Raw genomic sequence first — 22,315 nt, 5'->3', positions numbered from 1 at the left:
ACGCGTACCGTAACCGGCCGCCGGGGTCCGCGTCACCGGCGTTCGCCGAGGAAGTCGAGGATGTGGCCGAAGACATCGAGGGCGGCGCCCCGGCCGATGAACGTGTCGAGGTGGCCGTAGCCGGGGATCTCGGTGTATCGCACGTCGAGCTGGGGCTGCCGACGGGCGAGGACGTCGTGACACAGCCGCTGGGAGTCGAGCCAGAGGCCGTTGTCGCTGCCGGCGAGCAGCAGCACGGGCGTGTCGATGCGGGCGGCCGCGTCGAGCGCGTTGGGCGGCAGGGCCCGGTAGCGGTGGTCGGTGTCGTGCCAGCGGACCACGGTGCGCGCGAGCTCGATACGGCGCAGATGGGGCAGGATCCACAGCGGGGCCGGACCGAGCAGGTCGGCGAGCCGGTCGTGGGTGGCGTCGGCGAGGTTCTCGTGGACGAAGAGGGAGGCGCCGGTGCCCCAGGCCGAGTGGTGCAGTATCTGGCAGGTGGGGTCGGGGCAGTCCGCCTTGCGGGCGGCCAGCGCGAACAGGGGGGTGTAGCGGGAGCGGAGGCCGACCTTGCGGAAGTCGACGGGGATGTGGTCGATCCGCGTCTTCAGCAGCTCCCCGGCGATCGTCATGCACAGGGAGGTGCGGCCCGCCAGCTTCGGGGTGAGGAAGACGCCCTGGGAGACCACGCCGGCGAGGCCGGGGACGAGGCCTGCGGTGAGGGAGAGCGACAGGGTCAGGGAGCCGATGCAGTGGGCGACCGCGAACAGGGGGCGCTCGCCGATGCGCCCGCGGATGTGGTCGACGGCCGCGGGGATGTCGTACAGGGCCACGTCGTCGTAGGTGTAGCGCTGACCGGTCTCGTTGTAGGGCAGGCGGCAGCTGCCGCGCCAGTCCAGCAGCCACGGTTCGTAGCCGTCGTCGAGGAGGGCGTCGACGAGGTTGCGGGTCTCGGGGAGCAGGAACATGTCGGACGACGCGGTGTGTCCGTGCAGCAGGAGCACGGCGGGCCGGTCGGTGTCGCCGGCGCGGCCGTCGCCGATGCGGGTGAGGCCGAGGCGGACGCCGTCCGGCGCGTGGAACGGGATCTCCTCGACGCGGGCCGGGTCGAGGCGGTGGCGCAGGGGGCGCAGGGCGGGGGCCGTCCTGACCCTGCGCAAGGGGCGGCGGGTGGCCGGGGGCGTTCTGAAGATCATCGGTGGTGCTCCGTGGTGTTCGGGGTGCGGCGCAGGTCGAGCAGGTCGGCGGCGGCGCGGGCGAACGGCCCGAGCAGGCCGCGGCCCATCTCCAGGCCGAACCAGGCGAGCCAGGTCAGCTTGGCGGCGCGTTTCTCCCGTGCGGTGAGGTGGGGGGCGACCTGGATGCCGTCGATCTGGTCGCGGACGTAGGAGTCGGCGGGGACGACGACCTCGCCGGTGAGCGTGGCCGGTTCGCCCTCGCGGCCCAGCTCGACGGTGAGGGCACGGGTCTGGCGCCAGACGTCGCGGCGGGCCCGGGCGTGCTTGTGTCCCTCCAGCCACCACACTCGGCCGTCGGCGTCACGCAACCGCAGCCGGTAGCGCAGGAGTCGGTGCCGCATGCCGTGCTGCTGCGGGATGCCCTCCTCGGGGCGGACCCAGACGTCTCCGTGCTCGACGGTGAGCGGTGCGGGGTGGACGGCGGGGCAGACGACCTCGCCGGTGACGTCCACGCGGCGCTCCTTGACGAGTTGGTGCATGCTCGCGATGGAGAGGGTGAGGGACATCGAACAGGGCGAGAGCGTGCCGTCCGCGGCCGTGCTGGCACGCACGCTGCCCTCGGTGGTCTCCGAGAACCACAGGTAGGGCTGGTCGTTCTTGTCCGGGAGCCGGGCGAGGCCGTCGTCGGCGAGCTTCTCGAACGTCTTCAGCTGGGCGCGGGCGTCGTAGCGGGCGGCGGGCGGCAGGCCGAGGGCCTCGACGAGGGCGTCGGTGCGTTCGGCGCTCGCGGCCGGGCCGGTGAGCGTGGCCTCGCACAGCTTGAGGGCGGTGGGGCTCTGCAACACCCGGCTGAGGAAGTTCAGTTCGGGGACCGGCTCGGCCTCCAGGCGGGCCAGGGTGTCACCGCGCCACTCGTCCCAGCCGTGCACGCGCACGTGCATGCCGCCGAAGGCCATGTCCCGGACGACGTCGTCGAGGGTGTTGGGCACGCCGGTGAGGTTGTAGTCGAAGCCCCAGGCGTCGGGTTCGCAGACGACGGCCGCGGCGACCCGGCTCACCCAGTCCACGGGGGCCACGTTGAGGTTGCGGAACGCCGGTACGGTGCGGAAGCGGCCGAACGCCGAGATCAGGCCGCTGCTGAGGTCCAGCGGGTTGTGGGCGCCGGTCCGGGTGTGGCCGCCGATGCCGCCGGGGCGCAGGGCGGAGACGACCAGTCCGTGGTCGCGGGCGCGGCGCAGAGCGACCTCTGCGGCCCACTTGGACTGGTCGTAGCCCGCCACGAGGTCGTCGACGTGGGCGAGGGGGTCGTCCTCGCCCATGGAGGTGATGCCGACCTCGTTGAAGACGGCGATCGAGGAGATGTGGTGCAGCGGCTTCGGGCGTCCGGCGGTGGCGAGTCCGGCCAGGGTGAGGGCGCCCAGGACGTTGCTCGTCCGCAGCGACTGGTAGCCGCGCAGGAAGTCGACGGCCGCCGCGACGCCGACGACGGCGTCCAGTTCGTGGGCGAGGGTGTCCCACAGTTCCTCGGACAGGCCGAGGCGGGGGCGGCGGATGTCACCGGGCAGGACGGTGACCCGGCGGCGGACCTCCCCGTTCCACGGCAGCAGGTAGCCGCGCAACTGCTCGGCCAGGCGCGCGGTCGCCGCCTCCTCGTCGGCGCCCCGGACCAGGCAGTACACGTGCGCGTCGCTGTGCCGGAGCAGGTCCAGCAGCAGGTGGCCGCCGAGAAAGCCGGTCGCCCCGGTGAGCAGGATCCGGCGGGGCGGCAGAGGCTCGGGCGAGCGGACGAAGGGGAGACGGTCGGCGAGGGCGAGATCGGCCAGGATCTGGTCGAGGTCCTCGGGGCGGGCGGAGGTTCGGCCGGAGTGGGGGGCGGGGGGTGTCGGGCGGGGGGACGTAGCGGGGGCGGAAGCGGGCCGCGTGGTGGAGGCGGGGGTGGTCTGCGCGGCGAAGGCCGAGGTGGCTTGCGGGGCGACGGTGGGGGCGGCTTGTCCGGCCGGGACCGGGGCGGTCTGCGGGGCGGAGGCCGGGGCGGTCTGCGGGGCGGCTTGCGGGGCCGGGGCCGGCGGGCGTGGTGGGGCGACGGCCGGGTGCGGTTCATGGCCGGGGTTCGTCCGCAGCCAGCGCCGGGCCAGGCTGAGGGGGCGGGCGTCGGCGAACACGTCGTCGAGGTCCAGTTCCACGCCGAGGTCGCGCTCCAGATCCGCCGCGAGTTCGACGGCGTGCACGGAACTGCCGCCCGCGTCGAAGAAGTCGGCGTCGGGGGCGAGGCGGCCCTCGGGCAGATAGCGGCCGGCCGCTGCGGCGATGGCGTCGGCGAGGGCGTGGACGTCCGGGGCGGGGGTGGCCGGGGCGAGGGCGGGGGTGGCCGGGGCCTCCGGGCTCTCCGGGCTCTCCGGGCTCTCCGGGCTCTCCTGGGTCTCCCGGGTCTCCGGCGTCTCCGGCGTCTCCCGGGCCTCCCGGGCCTCCCGGGCCTCCCGGGCCTCCGGCGTCTCCGGCGTCTCCGGCGTCTCCCGGGTCTCCGGGGTCTCCGGGGTCAACTGCCCCTCCTCCCCCGCCGGTTCCCGGGTCGCCGGCATGACCAAGGCCAGCAGTTCGGTGACGCCGAGCCCGCTCCCGCCCCGCTCGATGGCCTCGGCGGTCGCCCGCTGCCCGGCGTTCGTCGCCGCGTCCTCGTTCATGTCACGCATCGAAGCCCTTCACGGTGTGCACGGTCCTTCCTCTTCCGCGCCGCATCCGGAGCGGCGGCGCGGGGTCCTCACTGTTCCCAGGAACGGAACGCCCGCAGGTGTTCCGGGGCGACCACGGCCTCCAGCCGTTCGTCGTCCGGCCGGCCGCCCCCGAGGGCGGCCACGATCCGGCGGGCGGGCGCGTTGCGCGGAGTGCGTTCCGCCGTCAACCGGACCTTGGCGCAGCCCAGTTCGTCGGCGCAGTCGGCGAGCCAGCCCAACAGCCTTTCCTCCACGCCCCGTCCGAGGGCACGGCAGCTCATCAGCCAGGCCAGCACGTCGAGTCGGTCGCCCTCGGCGCGCACGGCGAGCAGTCCGATCTGTCCGTAGTCGCCGAAACGGTCCCGCGCGGCGGCCGTCCACACCTCGCCGCGCTGCCGCCATCGTTCGAGGTCGCCGCCGTCGGCCGACCGGGCGCGCAGGGTGAACTGGTTGGTGCGGTGCACGAGTTGGTCGGCCCGCCGTACGTCGTCCTCGCCCAGGGGGCGCACGTCGACCTCGAGTTCCAGCCCGTCCAGGAAGTCGGCGAAGCCGGCCTGTTCCCGGACGGCGTCCCGTTGGCGTTCCTGGTCGTAGAAACGGGCCCGCAGCGCGTCCTCGGCCGTGGCCGCGGCCGGCACGAGCGGCCACAACCGGCGCACGAAGCTCTCCAGTCGGTCCTCGGGCGGGACGGTCACCGACAGCACCTCGGGCAGCGCCGCGCGCATCTTGCCGATCTCTGCCGGGTTGTCGTCCAGGAACAGGAAGCTGTCCACGCCGAGGCCGAGGGAGCGCGCAGCCTCCGTCAGACGGGTCGGCTTGGGGCCCCAGGCGGCGGAGAGCACACTGAAGTGGCCGGGCTCGAGCAGGCTGTCGGGCCGGTCGAGGACGGCGCGGACGGTCTCCTCGTCGTTGTTGCTGACGAGCGCGAGCAGCGCGCCCGCCTCGCGCCAGGCGAGCAGACGGCGGGCGAACAGGGCGCGCGGCCCGGACAGGCCGACGGCCTCGGGCCCGATCTCCCCTGCGACCCCGCTCCACAGCGTCTGGTCGCCGTCGACGGCGATCACTTTCGGCGCGGGCCGCAGCACCGCCCGGACCGTCTCGGCGAGGGTCAGGGCCACCGCCGCTTGGAAATGTGGAGTGAAGGGCAGGTGGGCCAGGCGCTCGGTGCGCTCGTCGAAGCGGTCGTCGACGGTGTGGTGGCGGGTCCAGTCGTCGGGTCCGAGCACCGCGATGCCCGGTAGACCTGTGAGTTCCTCCGCGATCGCGCGCTCCCAGCGTGCGAGGCGGTCGTCGACGCCGGCCGAGGGCGGGAAGCCGACGATCAACGGCCTGCGGGTGCGTTCGGCCAGGGCGCGCAGCGCTGCCGGGTACTGGGCGCGCAGTTCGGCGAGGAGGGAGTCGTCCACCGGGCCGAACCGTTCCAGGTCCCGGGCCCGCAGGAGTACGGCGCCCGCCGCCGTCGCCGGATCGGCGAAGACGCCCGAGGGGTCGCGCAGGGCGGCGAGCACCTGGTGGTACGGCGCTTCGGCGACCGTGAGGCCGACGGGCGCCCCGCCGCTCGCGAGGGCCGCCTCGCACATCGGCGGGAGGTGGCCGAGGGCGAAGGTGGCGGCGAGGGCGAGGGAGCGGGGCCGCTCGGCGAGCGAGGACACGGCCGCGGCCCGCTCCGGCGTGGCTTGCGCCCCGGCGGGCGGCGGGCCCACCGATCCCGACGCGTCGTCCGCCGCCTCCCCGAGCAGCCGCAGGAACCGGTCCCCCAGCCCCTTCGCGGCGCGCGCGTCGATGATGTCGAGGTTGTGGTCGAGCCGGAGCCGGTCGGCGTCCGGGGTGAGGGTGACCATCAGGTCGAGGTCGGAGTAGCCCGTCCCGGCCGGCAGCACGTCGAGGTTCCTCAGGCGGCCACCGTGGCGGACGAAGTTGAAGTAGACCTCCACCAGCGGAGCGTTCGCCCGGTGGAGGCCCTGGCGGGCCAGGGTGGCGAGGACGTCCGAGAACATGGCGCCCTTGGCCAGCAGCCGTTGCAGCCGGCCGTCGGTGCGGCGCAGCACGTCCGCCACCGGCTCCGCCGACCGCGCCTCGGCCGGGAAGGGCACCGGCACGCCGAAGAAGCCCACCGCGTCGAAGGCGTCAGCGTGGACGCGGGTGTCCACCGGCACGGCGAGCGCGAACCGCTCCCTCTGCCGCTCGCGCGCCAGCAGCACGGTGAGCGTGCCGAGGCAGAAGGCGGCGGGTGTGACGGTGAGGCGGCTCGCGGCCTTCGACACCCGGTCCATGAGGCCGTCAGGCAGCGCAAGGGTGACGCTTCCGGCGCGGTAGGAGCGCCGGTCCGGGCGGGGCGCGGAGAGCGTCAGGTCGAGCCGTTCGACGCCCTCGAAGGCCTCGCGCCAGTCCTCGCTCACGGCGCCCTCGCCGTCCCCTTGGGCGGAGATCAGGAGGTGGACGTCCCGGTTGACGGGGTCGCCGCTGAGCGGGACGCCGGCCAGTTCGGCGTCGATCTCGCTCGTCACCAGCAGCAGGGACTGGAGATCGCTGACGGCGTGGTGCGCACCGAAGACGAGCGTCTGGCCCCGGGCCCCGGCGTCCAGCAGCTCGAACCGCCACAGGGGCGCGGTGGCGAGGTCGAACGGCGGCTCCAGCAACTCCCGCAGCCGGTCCGCCGGTTCGACCTGCGAGGACACGGCCGTCCAGCGCAGCAACGGCTGTTCCGGCTCCCGGACGACTCTCAGCTCCCGCCCCTCGGCGCCGGTCACGACGGCTGTGCGCAGGGCGGCATGGCGGGCGGCGAGGCGGGTGAGGATGCCGGTGAGCGTCTCGCGGTCGGTGGGCGTGGTGAGGTGTACGGCGAGACCGACCGCGTGGGCGGCCTGCGGCATGCCGGGTCCGGCGCTGCGCAGCAGGCGTACGACGTCACGGGTGGCGGGGTGGGTCTCGCTCTCCGGTGCGCCCTCCTCCTGGCCGTCGCCCGGGTGGGCCCCCGCACCGGCGGCGGTGCTCGGGCCGGCGGCGGCCGGGTCGGCCGCCCGGTCGGGCAGAGCGGCGGCCAGTGTTCGCGCGAGGCTCCGGACGTCGGAGGCGGCGAACAGCTCCGCCGTGGGCAGTTCCACGCCGAGTTCACGGGCGAAGGCGTTGCGCAGCCGCAGCAACATCAGGGAGTCCAGGCCGAGTTCCTTGAGCGCGGTGGTCGCGGAGGTGTCGACCAGGCCGCCGGATACCTCGCCGACGCGGGCGCGGACGTATGCCTCCACCCAGGTGAGGCGGTCGGTGTCGGTCGTCGCGGCGAACACCTTGCGCACCAGGCCGTCCGCGTCACCGCTCGCGGTGGGGGCGGTGACCAGCCCGGCGAGGACCGGTCGGGTGCGCACGGCGTCCGGGTCCAGTTCGAGGAGGGTGAAGTCCAGTGTCATGGGAGCGAGTTGGCGGCGGGAGGTGTCCAGTACGCGGTCGAACAGCTCGCCGCCCTCCTGCGGGGAGAAGGCGATCAGTCCGGAGCGCCCCGTCGCGGCGGCTCGGACGTCGGACTCGGCGGCCATGCCGACGCCGGACCAGGCGCCCCAGTCGAGGCTGAGCGCCCGCCGTCCGGTGCGCGCGAGATGGTGGGACCAGGCGTCGAGGAACGCGTTCGCCGCCGAGTAGGGGCTCTGGCCGGGTGAGCCGAGCAGCCCGGCCGCCGACGCGAACAGGATCAATTTCCTTGCATCTGGCACGAGTTGGGTGAGCAGCGCGGTGCCCAGCACCTTCGGTGCCAGGACGCGCAGGACCCGCTCGTCGGTCAGGTTCGCGAGCGTCGCGTCGTCGAGGACGCCGGCCGCGTGCACGATGCCCACGACGGGTCCGGTTTCTCGTCGTACGGCGTCCAGGGCTGCCGTCAGTTGCGCGCGGTCTGCCACGTCGGCGCGGGCGAGGTGCACGGTGACGCCGCGCTCTTCCAGGCCCCGGATCCAGTCCCGGGCCTTCGGGGCGGGGGCACCGCGGCTCATCAGGGCGAGGCGGCGGACACCTCGCCGGACCATCCGTTCGGCGACGACGCGGCCGAGGCCGCCCAGGCCGCCCGTGATCAGATGGACGCCGTCGAGGGTGAGGCCGGGCCCGCCGTCGCTGTCGGGGCGGGTGCGGGCCAGGCGGGGCACGAACCGGCCCGACTCCCGCAGCGCGACCAGGCGTTCGTCGTCGGCGTGCCGCAGCTGGGTCCACAGGGAGTCGGCACCGCCGGCCGGTGGCAGGTCGACGAGGGTGGTCGACAGCTCGGGGTGCTCCTGCGCGACCGCGAGGCCGAAACCCCAGGCGAGGGCCTGCTGCGGGTGGGTGACCTGTTCGCTGTCCCCGGCGGCCTGGCTGCCGCGGACCACGACGAACAGGCGCGGGACGCGGCCCCGCGGGTGGTCGGTGAGCGCGCGCACGAGGTGCAGTGTGCTCAGGCAGCACCGCCGGGCCGCTTCCTCGGCGCTCGGCCCGTCGGCGACGGCCGGGGCGTCGAGCGCGGCGAGCTGGACGACGTGCGCCGGCGGGGCCTCGGGGAAGGCCTCGTCGAGCAGACGGGCGAGGTGGGCCGGGTCGGCGGGGTCGAGGACGTACCGCCCGGGGCCCTCGACGCCGAACTCGGCGCCTCTGCGCGCGAGGACGTACGGCACGGAGGACGCGGCCAGGCGGGCGGCGAGATCCTCGGCGACGGCGGTCCCGTCTGTCACGGTCCTGCCGGTCAGGATCCCACCGTCCGCATTCCCGCTGGTCACGATCCCCTCGGTCGCCGTCCCGCCGTTGCCGGTCGCACCGGCTCCTGCCGCCTCGGCTCCCGTCCCGTCGACCAGCAGCAGCCAGCCGCCCTCGGCGGGCGCGGCCTGGGCGGCCGGGCGGGACTGCCAGCGGGTCTCGAAGAGGGCGCCGTCCAGCGGAGAAAGGGCGGTGAGGCGGAAGTCGGTGATCTCCAACAGGAGTTGTTCGTCGGCGTCCCACAGCCGCAGGTCGACGGTGGCGGTGTCGCCGGTCACCGACCGCAGTTCGCAGCTCGCCCAGACGGGTGTGCCACGGCGTCCGGCGGCGCGGACGCGGCCGAAGCCGGCCGGGACGAACGCGCGCCCGTCCGGCGCGTCCGCCGGCAGGGCGGCGGTGTGGAAGGCGGAGTCCAGGACGGCGGGATGGAGGAGATGACCGGCCGCGGGCCGCTCGGCGAGGCGGCCGACGGCGGCGGCAGGACCGCGGTGAGCCGATTCCAGGTTGCGGAAGGCGCTCCCGTAGTCGATGCCGAGGGAGCCCAACCGGGCGTACATGTCGTCGAGTCGGACGCTCTCCGGGCATGCGGCACGCGTCTCGTCGAGGCGCGGCACGGGCACGGCTTCGGTGCCGGCGTCCGTGTCCGCGACGATCCGGCCGGTGACGTGGGTCTCCCAGCACAGCCCGCCGACGCCGGCCGAAGAGATCGTGAACTCCCGTACTCCGTCCTCCTCTTGTGGCCGGAGGACGAGCTGCAACCGCACGGGAGTGCCCTCGTCGAGGCGCAGCGGTCGCACGAACCGCACGTCGGCCAGGCGCACTTCGTCGCCGTCGCCCACCGACGCGGCCGCTTCCACGGCCATGTCGAGGAAGGCGGCGGCGGGAAGCCAGACCTCGCCGCCGACCTTGTGGTCCGTGAGGTAGGCGAAGCGGCTGTCGCGCGGGGCGAGTTCGGTCTGGAAGAAGTGCCGTCCCGGTTCGTCGCCGGCCTCGATGTGCGTGCCGAGCAGCGGGGAGCCGCCGGACGGGGTCGCCGGGGCGGGGGCGATCCAGTGGCGTTCGCGGGTGAACGCGTAGGTGGGCACGTCGAGTCGGCGGCCGCGCGGGAACAGCGCCGGCCAGTGGGGGATGTGTCCGGCGGTGTAGAGCTCGCCGACCCGGCGCAGCAGGACCGCGTGGCCGTCCTGCCGCCGGCGCAGCGAGCCCACGGCGACCGCGTCGACGCCGGCTTCCGCGGCGACGGCCTCGACGGAGGCGGTGAGGGACGGGTGGGGGCCGAGTTCGACGAAGCGGCGGTAGCCGTCGTCCAGCATGCGCCGCACGGTGTCCGCGAAGCGGACCGGCTGACGGAGGTTGCCGTACCAGTAGGCGGCGTCGAGGCTGTCGCCGGGCACGGGTTCGGCCAGGACCGCCGAGTACAGCGGGGTGTCCGCGGGGGCGCCCCGGACGGCGGAGAAGCGGTCGAGGAGTTCGTCGCGCAGCGGTTCCATGAGCGGGCTGTGCGAGGCGAACGGGGTCGACAGCCGGCGGACGGTGACGTCCCGCTCGGCTAGCAGCCGCTCCAGTTCGGACAGCGCGTCGGCCTCTCCGGAGACGGCGGTGGAGCGGGCGCTGTTGACTGCGCCGACGAACAGCCGTCCCGCGTACGGGGCGAGGAGTTCCTCCACTTCATGGTGGGGCAGGTCCACCGCGAGCATGCCGCCGTGTCCGACGTGGGGGACGACGGCCTGGGCACGCCCCGACACCACGGTCACGGCCTCGTCGAGGGTGAGGGCGCCGGCGTGGTAGGCGGCGGATATCTCGCCGAGGCTGTGGCCGACCACGGCGTCCGGGGTGACGCCGAGCGCGCGCCAGGCGGCGGCCAGCGCCGCGTTGACCGCGAACAGCGTCGGCTGGAGGTACTCGGTGCGCTCCAGCGGGGAGAACTCCTCGGGTGCGCGCAGCACGTTGAGCACCGACCAGCCGACGTGCCGCTGCACGGCCGCGTCGATCCGGTCCAGCTCCTCCCGGAACGCCTGCGACTGGGCGTACGACTCCAGTCCCATGCCCGCCCACTGGCCGCCGTGGCCGGGGAAGACGAACGCGACCTTTCCGGAGCCTTCCTCACGGGGCGCGGCCAGCGGGGCCCGCCCGGACGCCAACGCGTCCAGTGCGGTGCGCAGTTCGTCCCGGTCGCCGGCGACGACGGCCGCGCGCCGCTCGAAGTGGCTGCGGTGCCGGGCGAGGGTGTGGGCGAGGTCGGGCAGCGGGGTGTCCTCGGTGAGGTATGCGGCGATCCGCGCGGCCTGCGCGCGCACCGCTGCCTCACCTCGCCCGGACAGCACGAACAGCCTTTTCGGCGAGCGGGGTTCGAGTCCGGCGTCGGCGTCGGCGTCGGGGGCGGTGCCGGCCGAACTGCGGGCCTCGACGGAAGGCGCCTCCTCCACGATCACATGGGCGTTGGTCCCGCTGATGCCGAAGGCGCTCACACCGGCCCTCCGGACCCGCTCCGCCGTCGCCGGCCAGGGCCGGGCCTCGTGGAGGAGCCGCAGTCCGCTGTCGTCCCAGTCGACGTGGCGGCTCGGGGTGTCGGCGTGGAGGGTGGCCGGAAGGGTGTGGCGGCGCAGTGCCTGCACCACCTTGATCAGACCGGCGACGCCCGAAGCGGCCTGGGTGTGGCCGATGTTGGACTTCAGGGAGCCCAGGTGGAGCGGGCGGTCCGCGGGCCGGCCGGCGCGGAAGACCTGGGAGAGGGCGTTGGCCTCGATGGGGTCGCCGAGGGTGGTGCCGGTGCCGTGCGCCTCGACGAGGTCGATGTCGGCGGGCGTGAGCCCGGACAGTTCCAGGGCGCGGCGGATCACCTGCTCCTGTGCGGGACCGTTCGGCGCGGACAGGCCCTGGCTGCGGCCGTCCTGGTTGACGGCCGTGCCGCGCAGCACCGCGAGCACCTCGTCGCCGTCGCGCCGCACGTCGCTCAACCGCTTCAGGACGAGCATGCCGGCGCCTTCGGCCCAGATCGCTCCGTCGGCGTCGTCGGAGAAGGACCGGCACCGCCCGGTCGGGGACAGTCCGCGCAGCCGGCTGAACTCCACGAACGTCTGCGGTGTCACCATCAGGGTGACGCCGCCCGCGAGCGCGAGGTCGCACTCCCCCGCCCTGAGGGCCTGGGCGGCGAGGTGGGTGGCGACCAGGGAGGACGAGCAGGCGGTGTCGACGGTGAGGGCGGGCCCGTGCAGGCCGAGCGCGTAGGCGAGCCGGCCGGAGGCCACACTGAGCGCGGAGCCGGTGCCGACGTACCCGTCGAGCTGGTCGAGGCGGGTGCCGGCCAGGTAGTCGCTGCCGAACATGCCGACGTACACGCCGGTGGTGCTGCCGGCGAGGGCGGCGGGCACGAGCCCGGCGCGCTCCAGGGCCTCCCATGTGATCTCCAGGAGCAGCCGCTGCTGGGGGTCCATGGCGGCGGCCTCCTTCGGGGTGATGCCGAAGAAGCCGGCGTCGAAGGACCCGATGTCGTCCAGGAAGCCGCCGTCGCGGGCGTAGGACTTGCCGGGGGCGTCGGGGTCGGCGTCGTAGAGGGACTCCACGTCCCAGCGGTCGGCCGGGAAGGGGCCGACGGCGTCCCGGCCCTCCGCCACGAGCCGCCACAGGCCGTCCGGGTCGTCGACGCCTCCGGGGAGCCGGCAGGCCATCGCCACGACGGCGATCGGCTCGTCGGCCGGCGGCGCGGCGGCCGGGGCCGGTGTCGTCGTGGCGGCTCGTGCGCCGGCCGGCTCGCGGCGCCTGCCGTCGAGGGCGTCGTCGATCAGGTGACGGGCCAGGCGGTCCGGCGTGGGGTGGTCGAACAGCAGGGTGGCGGGGAGCTTGACGGCCAGGCGGGCGCCGATGCGGTTGCGCAGTTCGACCGCCGTCACGGAGTCCATGCCGAGGTCGCGCAGCGGCCGGTCGGGCGGCACGGCCTGCGCCGAGCGCAGGCCGAGGGCGCGGGAAGCCTCCTCGCGGACCAGGGCGAGGACGCGGTCGGCGCGCTCGGGCTCGGGCAGCGCGGCCAGCCGGTCGGCGAGGCGGGCGTCGCGGCCGGTGGCGCGGGGCGCGGGCAGCAGCGAGCGCCACAGTGCGGCCCCGCCGCCGTCGGCGACCGTGTCGCGCAGCCGAGGCAGGTCGAAGGCGCAGGCGACCAGATGCGGCGCGCCGCGCCGCAGGGAGAGTTCGACCAGGTCGCGGCCCTGGTCGGGGGTGAGGGCGCGGTGTCCGAGGCGGGCCATGCGGTCCAGGTCCGCGTGTTCGGCGGCGAGTCCCTCACCGGCCCAGCCTCCGAAGGAGACGGAGGTGCCGGGCAGCCCTTGGGCGCGCCGGTGGTGGGCGAGCTGGTCGAGGAAGACGTTGGCGGCGGCGTAGTTGGCCTGGCCGGCGGCGCCGAGGACGCCCGCGGCGGAGGACACCAGCAGGAACATCTCCAACGGGAGCCCGGCAGTGAGCCGGTGCAGATATGCGGCGCCGTCGGCCTTCGGCCGCAGCACCCGTGCGAGCCGCTCGGGGGTCAGCTCGGCGATCACTCCGTCGTCGAGGACGCCGGCGCAGTGGACCACTCCGCGCAGCGAGGTCCCGACGCCGGCGAGGACGGCGGCCAGCGCGTCGGCGTCGGCCACGTCGCAGGCGACCACGTCCGCCGTCGCGCCCAGGGCGGCGAGTTCGGCGACGGCCGAAACGGCACGCGGATCCGACTGCCCCTGACGTGACGTCAAGAGCAACTGTGACACGCCGTGTTCGGCCAGAAGAAGGGCGATGTGCCGGCCGACGGCGCCGAGGCCGCCGGTGATGAGAACCGTGCCGTCGACGGGCAGGGCGCCCCCGTCCGCGGCGCGCGCACGGACCAGCCGAGGCGCCAGCAACTCCGATCCCCGGGCCGCGAGTTCCGGCTCCTCCGGCAGAGCCGTGGCGGCTCGGAGTGCCGCCACCGCGTCGGCGTCCGGGTCCAGGTCGAGCAACGTCAGTCCGAGGTCGGGGTGTTCGGCCCGGGCGCTGCGCGCCAGTCCCCACAGCACCGACTGGGCGAGGCCGGGCACGGGGTCCGACTCGCCGGTCGCGACCGCCCCGTGCGTCACCCACACCGTCCGGGCGGGCGCCTGCCCGGGCGGGAGGGCGAGGAGCGCCTGGATCTCGGCCAGGGCGGTGGCCGCCGACTCGTGTGCGGCGGCTGCAGGTTGCGTACCGTCCTCTGCGGAAGGCCAGAACCGTACGGCGATGTCCGCGGCGGTGTCGCCGACCCGCAGCCCGGCTGCCTCCAGCGCCCGTACGGCGCCGGGTTCGCCGGCGGCGGCCCAGGCGGCGTCCGCCGGGCCGGGCCTCGCGGGCTCGACGGCCGTCCACGCCACCTCGTAGAGGTGCCGCGCGTTCTCCGAGCCGGCGCTGAGGTCCGCCGGGGTCACCGCGCGCAGGCGTACGTCCTCCAGCCGGCCGGCGGGGAAGCCGTCGGCGTCCCACAGGGTGACGTCGAGGGTGAGGTCGGTGTCCGAAGCGCCGGTGCGGCGGACGGCCGCGGTCAGCTCGGCGGCTCCGCCGGGCGGCAGGGAGCAGCGGCCCACGGCGACGGGCAGCAGCACCCGGTCGTCGCGGGCGTCGAGTGCGGCGGCGACGTGGAGGGCGGCGTCCAGCAGCGCCGGGTGGACGGGGTAGGGGTCGCTCACGTCGCGGGCGGCGGAGGGCAGGGAGAGCCGGGCGAGCAGGCGTCCGTCCCCGGCCGGCGTCGCCTCCCGTACACCGCGGAAGGCGGGCCCGTAGCCGAGTCCGACGCCGGTGAGGCGTTCGTACGCGTCCGGGGTCCAGGCCTGCGCCGCGTCCTCGGGCCAGGCCGGGGGCCGGTCCCGCGTCTCGGGGGCCGGGTCGGCGCCGGACGCGGTGGCGTGCAGGGTCCAGCCGGCGGCCTCCTGGCCGCGGGGGCGGCTGTGCACGGTGACCTCGGGCGCGGGGCCCTCGGCGGTGACCTCCACGGACACCTCGACGGTGCCGGTCGCGGGCAGGACGAGGGGGGCGAGGAGGAGCAGGCCGGTGACGTCGCCGGGGCCGTCGGGGCGGGCCTCGGCGAGGGCGGCGCGGCACAGTTCGAGCAGGGTCGTGCCGGAGACGACGGTGCGGCCGAAGACGGTGTGGTCGGGCAGCCAGTCGGCGGTGCCCGGGGACCACTCGCCGCGGAAGGTCCAGCGGGTCTCGTCCGCGGACCGGAGCCGGATGCCGAGCAGCGGGTGCTCGGCGCGGTCGAGGAGCCCGGCGGGGCCGGTGGCGCCCTCGGGTTCGGTCCAGTGCCGTTCGGTGTCCCAGGCGTAGGTGGGCAGCCGGGCGGGGCACGCCTCGGGCAGGACGCGGCGCCAGGCGATGTCCCGGCCGTGGACGTGGAGTTCGGCCGCGGCCCGGTTCAGGCAGGCGGGCCCGTCGGCGTCGCGGCGCAGTGAGCCGACGGCGAGCAGGTCGTGGCCGGTCTCCTCGCCGACGGTGCGCACAGCCGTCGACAGGGAGGGGTGCGGGCTCAGTTCGACGAAGCAGCGGTAGCCGTCGGCGGCCATGCGTGCGACGGTGGGCGCGAAGCGGACGGGTTCGCGCAGGTTGGCGTACCAGTAGTCCGCTTCCAGTTCGTCGGCGACCGGTTCGCCGGTGACCGTGGAGTACCAGGCGACGGACGTCGGGAGGGCGGTCACGCCGTCGAGTTCGTCGAGGATGCCGGGGCGGACCGCTTCGACCTGGGCGCTGTGGGAGGCGTAGTCGACGTCGAGGCGGCGGACGAACACCTGCGCACGGTCGAGTTCGTCGAGGAGTGCTTCGAGCGGAGCCACCTCGCCCGCGATCACGGTGGAGCGGCCGCTGTTGACGGCGGCGACGGACACCCGGCCGTCGAGGTCCGCGAGCTTGGCCTCGATCTCGCTGTGCGGCAGGGCGACGACGGCCATGGCGCCGGCGCCGGACAGGGCGGTCAGGGCCTGTGAGCGCAGGGCGACCACGGCGGCCGCGTCGTTGAGGCTGAGGGCCCCGGCGACGCAGGCGGCGGCGACCTCGCCCTGGCTGTGTCCGACGACCGCGTTCGGTCTGACGCCCCGGGCCCGCCACACGGCGGCGAGGGACACCATCACGGCGAACAGGACCGGCTGGACGACGTCCACGCGGTCCAGGGACGGTGCGCCGGTGTCGCCGCGCAGGACGGCGGTGACGGACCACTCGGTGAAGGGCCGCAACGCGCCGTCGCAGCGGTCGAGTTCGTCGGCGAACACGGGGTCGCGGGTGAGCAGGTCGCGGGCCATGCCGGTCCACTGGGAGCCCTGGCCGGGGAAGACGAAGGCCACCTTGCCGGGCGGGAGGGTGCGGCGCGGGCCCGCGATGCGCTCCGGGTCGGGCCGGCCGTGGGCGAACTCGTCGAGGGACGCGAGGAGTTCGCGGTGGCCGTCCGCCTGGAGGACGGCGCGGTGCTCGAAGTGGGTGCGGTGGTGGGCGAGGGTCGCGGCGACGGCGGTCAGGGGCGTACCGGGGTGCTCGCGCAGGGCGTCGGCCAGCCTGCGGGCCTGGCCGTGCAGGGCGGGGAGGCTGCGGGCGGACAGCGGGAAGAGGAGTGTTGTCGGGGAGTCGGGGGACTCCGCTCGCGCGGGCCGCTCGTCCAGGGGCGCCTCCTCCAGCACCACGTGGGCATTGGTCCCGCTGATCCCGAAGGCGCTCACGCCGGCCCGCCGCACCCAGTCCGCGCTGCGCGGCCACGGCACGGCGTCGGTGGTCAGGCGCAGCCCGCTGCCCTCCCAGGCGATGTGCTCGGTGGGCGTGTCCGCGTGCAGGGACGCGGGCATGCGCTCGTGGCTGAGGGCGAGCACCGTCTTGATGACCCCGGCGATGCCCGCCGCGGCCTGGGTGTGCCCGAGGTTGGACTTGAGCGAGCCGACGCCGAGGGGCCGGTCGGCGGGGCGGCCGGGCCCGAAGACGGCGGCGAGCGCACCGCCCTCGATCGGGTCGCCGAGCCGGGTGCCGGTGCCGTGGGCCTCGACGTGGTCGATGTCCTGCGGGCGCAGTCCGGCGGCGTCCAGCGCGGCCCGCAGCACCCGTTCCTGGGCGGGCCCGTTGGGGGCGCTGAGCCCCTGGCTGCGGCCGTCCTGGTTGAGGGCGGTGCCCTTGACGACGGCGAGGACCCGGTCGCCGTCCCGGCGCGCGTCGGCGAGCCGCTTGAGCAGCACCAGCCCGCAGCCCTCGGCCCACACCACGCCGTCCGCGTCGGCGGAGAAAGGACTGCACCGGCCGGACGGCGACAGTCCGCGCATCCGGCTGAACTCGACGTGCGCGCGGGGGGTCACCAGCAGGGTCGCGCCGCCCGCCAGGGCGAGGTCGCACTCCCCCGCCGCGAGGGCCCGCGCCGCGAGATGCAGGGCGACCAGGGAGGAGGAGCAGGCGGTGTCCACGGTGACCGCGGGCCCCTGGAGGCCGAGCGTGTAGGCGATGCGTCCGGAGGCCACGCTCGCGGCGGACCCGGTGCCGACGTGCCCGTCGAGCTGTCCGAGAGAGGCCGCGGAGAGGTATCCGCTGTCGTAGAGGCCGATGTAGACCCCTGTGGAGCTTCCCTCGAGGGTGCCGGGGACGATGCCGGCGCGTTCCAGGGTCTCCCAGGCGGTCTGGAGCAGGAGGCGCTGCTGCGGGTCCATCGCGGCGGCCTCGCGCGGGGAGACGCCGAAGAAGGGGGCGTCGAAGCGGTCGATGCCGTCGAGATAGCCGCCGCGCAGGGTGTAGGCCTTGCCGGTGGCCTCCGGGTCGGGGTCGAGGAGGTTCCGGGTGTCCCAACGGCCGGTGGGGGCTTCGGAGATGACGTCCTGGGCGGTGTCGAGGAGCCGCCAAAGCGCCTCGGGGTCGTCGGCTCCGCCGGGGAACCGGCAGGCCATGGAGACGATGGCGATGTCGTCGTCCGTCGCGGCGGGCGACGGCTGCGCGGTCGCGTTCTCAGCACTCTTCGCGTCCGAGGCGGCGGGCCGTGCGGGCAGCTCCTCGAAGAGGGCGTCGGAGAGTTCCGCGATCGTGGGGTGGTTGAAGACGAGGGACGGGTCAAGGGTGCGGCCGGTCCGCTCGGCGAGGTCCGCGCCCAGCGCCACCAACTGTCTCGATCCCAGACCGAGTTCGGCGATCGGGCGGTGTGCGCCGACGCCCGCCGGGTCGAGACCGGCGGCCTCGGCCACGGCGGCCGTCAGCCAGGCGCGCACGCCCTCGGCGGTCGACACGTCCACGGCCGGCGTCGCGCCCCCGGCGCTCGTCGGAAGCGGCTCGGGGGTCTCGGGCTGGGACGGGTTCACAGGCATCGGGAAGCAAGTCCTCGGGAAACTCGGGAAAGGGGTGCGCGGCGGGAGGCGCACACCGTGAAGGGCGCGCGGGCCGGGGCAAGGGGCGGACCGCGAAGGCCGGTCGGGCGCCGCCGGCAGGGGCGAGCCGTCCGGCGGCGGCCGTCGTCATCCGGCGGCGGGTGCTCCGATCACGGAGAGCGCGCCGTCCAGGTAGGCCGTGCGGGTGGCCCGGCGCTGAATCTTGCCGCTGGAGGTCTTGGGGATCGTGCCGGGGTGGACCAGGACGACGTCGTGCACGGACAGACCGTGGGCTTCCCCGATGGCGCCCCGGACCTGGTCGACGATCTTCTCGGCCTCGCCGGCCGCGTCGGGGTCCACCTCGGCGACGAGCACGGGGAGTTCACCGCCGACGCCGCTGTCCACGGAGAAGGCGGCGGTGCAGCCGGGCCGCAGGGCGGGGTGGGACATCTCGGCGGAGAGTTCCAGGTCCTGCGGGTAGTGGTTGCGGCCGTCGATGACCATCAGGTCCTTCCTGCGGCCGGTGACGAAGAGTTCGCCGTCGCGCAGGAAACCGAGGTCGCCGGTGCGCAGGAAGCGGCCCTCGTGGCCAGGGAGGGTCGCGCGGAAGTGCTCGCGGGTGGCGAGGGCGTTGCGCCAGTAGCCCTTGGCGACGCTGGCGCCCCGCACCCAGATCTCGCCGACCTCGCCCTCGGGCAGTTCCCGCGGTCCGTCGGGGTCGGCGACGACGACGGTGAGGCCCGGGCCGGGCCGGCCGCAGCCGACGGCGGAGCCGTCCGTGTCGCCGTCGGCCGGCTCCAGCAGGACGGGGCGCGCCGCGACCGTGCCGCCGGTGACCATGACGGTGGCCTCGGCCAGGCCGTAGCACGGGTAGAAGGCCTCGCGGCGGAAACCCGCCGGGGCGAAGGTCTCGGCGAACCTGCGCACGGTGGCCGCCCGGACCGGTTCGGCGCCGTTGAAGGCCACCTTCCAGGAACGGAGGTCGAGTTCGTCGACGAGTTCGGGGGTGGCGTGCCGAAGGCACAGTTCGTAGGCGAAGTTGGGTGCGCCGCTGGTGTGCGGGCGGTAGCGGCTGACGGCCCTGAGCCAGCGGTCGGGGCGCTGGAGGAAGTGCAGCGGGGAGAAGAGGGTGGCGGTGACGCCGAGGTACACGGCGTTGAGGACCGGGCCGATGAGGCCCATGTCGTGGTAGACCGGCAGCCAGCTGACGAACAGTTCGTGACCGTACTCCTCGATCACGTCCGGGGTGTGGCCCATGCGTTCGGCGATGACCCGCTCGTTGTCGAGCAGGTTGCCGTGGGTGATCACGACACCGCGGGGAGCGGAGGTCGAGCCGGAGGTGTACTGGAGGAAGGCGACGGAGTCGGCGGTGAGGTCGGGGGCGCGCCAGGACGCGGCCGCCTCATCGGGTATGTCCTCGGTGGCCGCACGGGTGATGCCGTCGAGTTCGGGGAGGTCCCCGGTCATCGCGGCGAGCGCGTCGACGACCTCGCGGCCGCCGAGGATGACCTTGGCGTCGGCGTCGGCGATCAGGCGCTTGGTCCGGGTGAGGGCCCGGTGGTTGCGGGAGCGGCCCAGCGGGGGCACGCCCGGTACGGCGACCACCCCGGCGGCGAGGCAGCCGAGATATCCGCTGATGAAGTCCAGGCCCGGCGGGTAGAGCAGCATCGCGCGGGAGCCGGCGAGTCCGCGGTCCTGGAGCCAGGCGGCGACGGCCAGGGAGCGGGTGGCGAGGCGGGCGTAGGAGATCTCCTGGACCTCTCCGTCCGGGTCGCCGGTGAGGAGGTAGCGGTAGGCGGTCCGGTCGGGCTGGTGCGTGGCGTGCGTGGTCAGCAGATCGACCAGGGAACGAACCATGTTGACGAATCTCACCTGTCTGAATGTGTGGCGAGTAGGCCGGAGTGCGGGATGCGGACGTCGCACCCCGCTCACACGCGTGACCTCGATCCGCCCCCGTCGCCGGACCGTTGTCCTCCCCCCGCCAGGCTTGCTACTGGCGAGTAACACCTTAACAAGCCGTCACGTGCGGTATGTCGAACGCGTGTAAACCCTGTGTATCCAAACACAGTTGCCGCACATGTGCACGAACGGCCATGAGCCGGAGCCGCGCGGAAAGCTGGACCCTTGACGCATCTTCCCGGCGCCCGCGGAACTCCGCGCGCTCGTCGCCGGCAGCCGCGATGCCCCGGGCGCGAATCGGACCTATCGTTCTGGTATGGAGCACGCACTCAGCCAGGCGACCCTCTCCGAACTGCGCCGCCCCCGGCCCTATCCCGCGGTGTCCGTGCTGACCCCGACGCACCGCCGCGAGCCCCTGAACGCCGAGGACCGCGTGCGGCTGCGCAATGTCGTGTCCGAGGCGAAGAAGCAGCTGGAAGCCGACCCGTCGGTCACCCGGGAACGCCGCGCCGACGTCGGCGGCCAGCTCGACCGCGCGCTGGCGGAGGTGGACCTGTCGCACACCGAGGACGGTCTGGTGATCTTCGCGGCGCCGGGCGAGCACCAGGTGTGGTCGCTGGCCAGGCCCGTGCCGGAGCGCGTCGTCCTGGCTGACACCTTCCTCACCCGCAATCTCGTCTCCGCTCAGGCCGCCGGGCGGCCGTTCTGGGTCCTGTCGGTCTCGGCCGACCGCGTCACGCTGTGGAACGGCGGCGTCGACCGGGTCGTCGAGGAGCGCCGGGGCGGGTTCCCGCTGGCCAGACGCCCGCAGAACTTCGCCGCCGAGCGCAGGGAACGCGTCGGCGACGTGCCCGGCGCCTTCCGCGACGAGGCCACCCGGCACTTCCTGCGCGACGCCGGCACCGCCCTCGGCCGGCTGCTGCGCGAGAACCCGCGGCCGGTGTACGTCACCGGCGAGCCGGCCGCGCTGTCCCTGCTGGACGAGTTCGGCGGGGCCGCCCGCGACGCGGTGCACATCGCGCACGGCGGGCTGGCCCACGCCTCTCCCGACGCCGTGTGGCAGGCCGTGCGTCCGGTGCTCGACGCGCAGGCCCGGCGGGAGGCCGCCGCGGTGAAGCGCGAGCTGGACTCGGCGCGGAGTCACAAGACCTTCGCGGCCGGCGTGGACGAGCTGTGGCGGAACGCGCGCGAGGGCCGGATCCGGCTGCTGGCCGTCGAGGAGAACTACCGGATCACCGTGCGCGAGGACGGCGACCATCTCATCCCGGCCGAGAGCGGCGACCTGGACGCCCGCGAGGACATCGTGGACGAGATCGTCGAGCAGTGCCTGGAGACGGGCGCCGACGTGCGCTTCCTCCCGGACGGCACGCTGGGCGACGCGGACCGCGTCGCGGGGGTGCTGCGCTACTGAAGGTCCCGAGCACTCCGGGCCGCCCCCGGCTGTCCGCCCGCCCGCGTAGTTCTCCGCCCGCCGCGTACCCTACGGCGTGATCACCGCCGTGGGCCGGGAGGACGGACGTACATGGGCGAGCTGCTGGGCGTGGCCGTACTGGGCGCCGGACACATGGGAGCCGACCATATACGCCGCCTCGACCGAGTGGTGAGCGGTGCCAGGGTCGCCGCCGTGGCCGATCCCGATGAGGCCCGTGCGCGGGAGGCCGTCGCGGGCGTCGAGGGGGGCGTCGTGCACACGGAGGCGGAGGCGGAGGCGGCGCTCGACGCGCCCGGCGTCGAGGCCGTCCTGATCGCCTCGCCCGGACCCGCGCACGAAGAGGCGCTCCTCGCGGCCTTCGCCCGCGGTCTGCCCGTGCTGTGCGAGAAGCCCATGGTGCCGGAGTCCGCGGGCGCGCTGCGGGTGGTGGAGGCGGAGGCACGGCTGGGTCGCCGGCTGGCGCAGGTCGGGTTCATGCGGCGCTACGACGCCGAGTACCGGCGGCTCAAGGCCGTGCTGGACGACGGCGGGCTCGGCCGGCCGCTCATGCTGCACTGCGTGCACCGCAACGTCTCCTCCCCTCCCGGGTTCACCAGCGCGATGCTGATCGACAGTTCGGTCTCGCACGAGATCGACGCGGCCCGCTGGCTGCTGGGCCAGGAGCTGACCGCCGTCACGGTGCTGCGGCCCCGCCCGTCGGCGGGCGCGGCGCAGGGGCTGTGGGATCCGCAGTTCGCGCTCTTCGAGACCGACGGCGGCGTCCTGGTCGACGTGGAGGTCTTCGTCAACTGCGGTTTCGGTTACCAGGTGCGCTGCGAGGCCGTGTGCGAGTCGGGCAGCGTGCGCGTCGGCGACGACCGGGGGCCGCTGGTGACGGCGGGCGGCTCGGCGGCCACGCCGGTGCCCCAGGACTACCTGGTCCGGTTCGCCGAGGCCTACGACCGCGAGGTGCAGGCATGGGTCGACGCCACCCGGCGGGGCCGGGTCACCGGCCCGACGGCCTGGGACGGCTACGCGGCCTCCGCGGTGGCCGAGGCCGGGGTCCGCGCCCTGGAGACGGGCGCGCGCGTCACGGTCGGCCTCGCCCCGCGCCCGGCGCTCTACGCCTGAGCCGGGTCCGCA

Annotated in this window: 6 protein-coding genes; 2 read left to right on the top strand and 4 right to left on the bottom strand. The window is 74.9% G+C overall.

Translation table 11 applies throughout. The features are described from left to right. Positions 1–32: 32 nt before the first annotated feature. The 4 genes from ACIOC0_RS05010 to ACIOC0_RS04995 form a co-directional block, all read right to left on the bottom strand. Positions 33–1,175 (bottom strand): alpha/beta hydrolase, encoded by a 1,143-nt coding sequence (locus tag ACIOC0_RS05010; RefSeq protein ID WP_402152529.1) that lies wholly within the window; start codon positions 1,173–1,175, stop codon positions 33–35. Further along, positions 1,172–3,838 (bottom strand): thioester reductase domain-containing protein, encoded by a 2,667-nt coding sequence (locus tag ACIOC0_RS05005; protein WP_402152527.1) that lies wholly within the window; start codon positions 3,836–3,838, stop codon positions 1,172–1,174. The genes ACIOC0_RS05010 and ACIOC0_RS05005 overlap by 4 nt, the downstream gene beginning before the upstream one ends. Before the next feature lie 77 nt (positions 3,839–3,915). Continuing rightward, positions 3,916–17,862 carry an SDR family NAD(P)-dependent oxidoreductase gene (locus ACIOC0_RS05000; protein WP_402152525.1) on the bottom strand — a complete coding sequence of 4,649 codons (13,947 nt, stop codon included), beginning with the start codon at positions 17,860–17,862 and terminating at the stop codon, positions 3,916–3,918. Between the two features lie 147 nt (positions 17,863–18,009). After that, complete coding sequence (locus ACIOC0_RS04995) at positions 18,010–19,719, bottom strand: fatty acyl-AMP ligase (RefSeq protein WP_402152523.1); 1,710 nt, start codon at positions 19,717–19,719, stop codon at positions 18,010–18,012. Between the two features lie 358 nt (positions 19,720–20,077). Between ACIOC0_RS04995 and ACIOC0_RS04990 the strand changes: the two genes are divergently transcribed. Then, entirely contained in the window at positions 20,078–21,172 is a 1,095-nt protein-coding gene (locus ACIOC0_RS04990; RefSeq protein ID WP_402152521.1) for a chemotaxis protein, read from the top strand. A gap of 111 nt (positions 21,173–21,283) precedes the next feature. Then, positions 21,284–22,303, top strand: a complete 1,020-nt coding sequence (locus ACIOC0_RS04985; protein WP_402152519.1) for a Gfo/Idh/MocA family protein — start codon at positions 21,284–21,286, stop codon at positions 22,301–22,303. Positions 22,304–22,315 lie beyond the last annotated feature (12 nt).

The sequence above is a fragment of the Streptomyces sp. NPDC088254 genome, from assembly GCF_044740925.1.
Classification (GTDB): domain Bacteria; phylum Actinomycetota; class Actinomycetes; order Streptomycetales; family Streptomycetaceae; genus Streptomyces.
The sequence above is the reverse complement of the archived record's forward strand: the minus strand, read 5'-3'. Positions and strand labels throughout refer to the sequence as shown.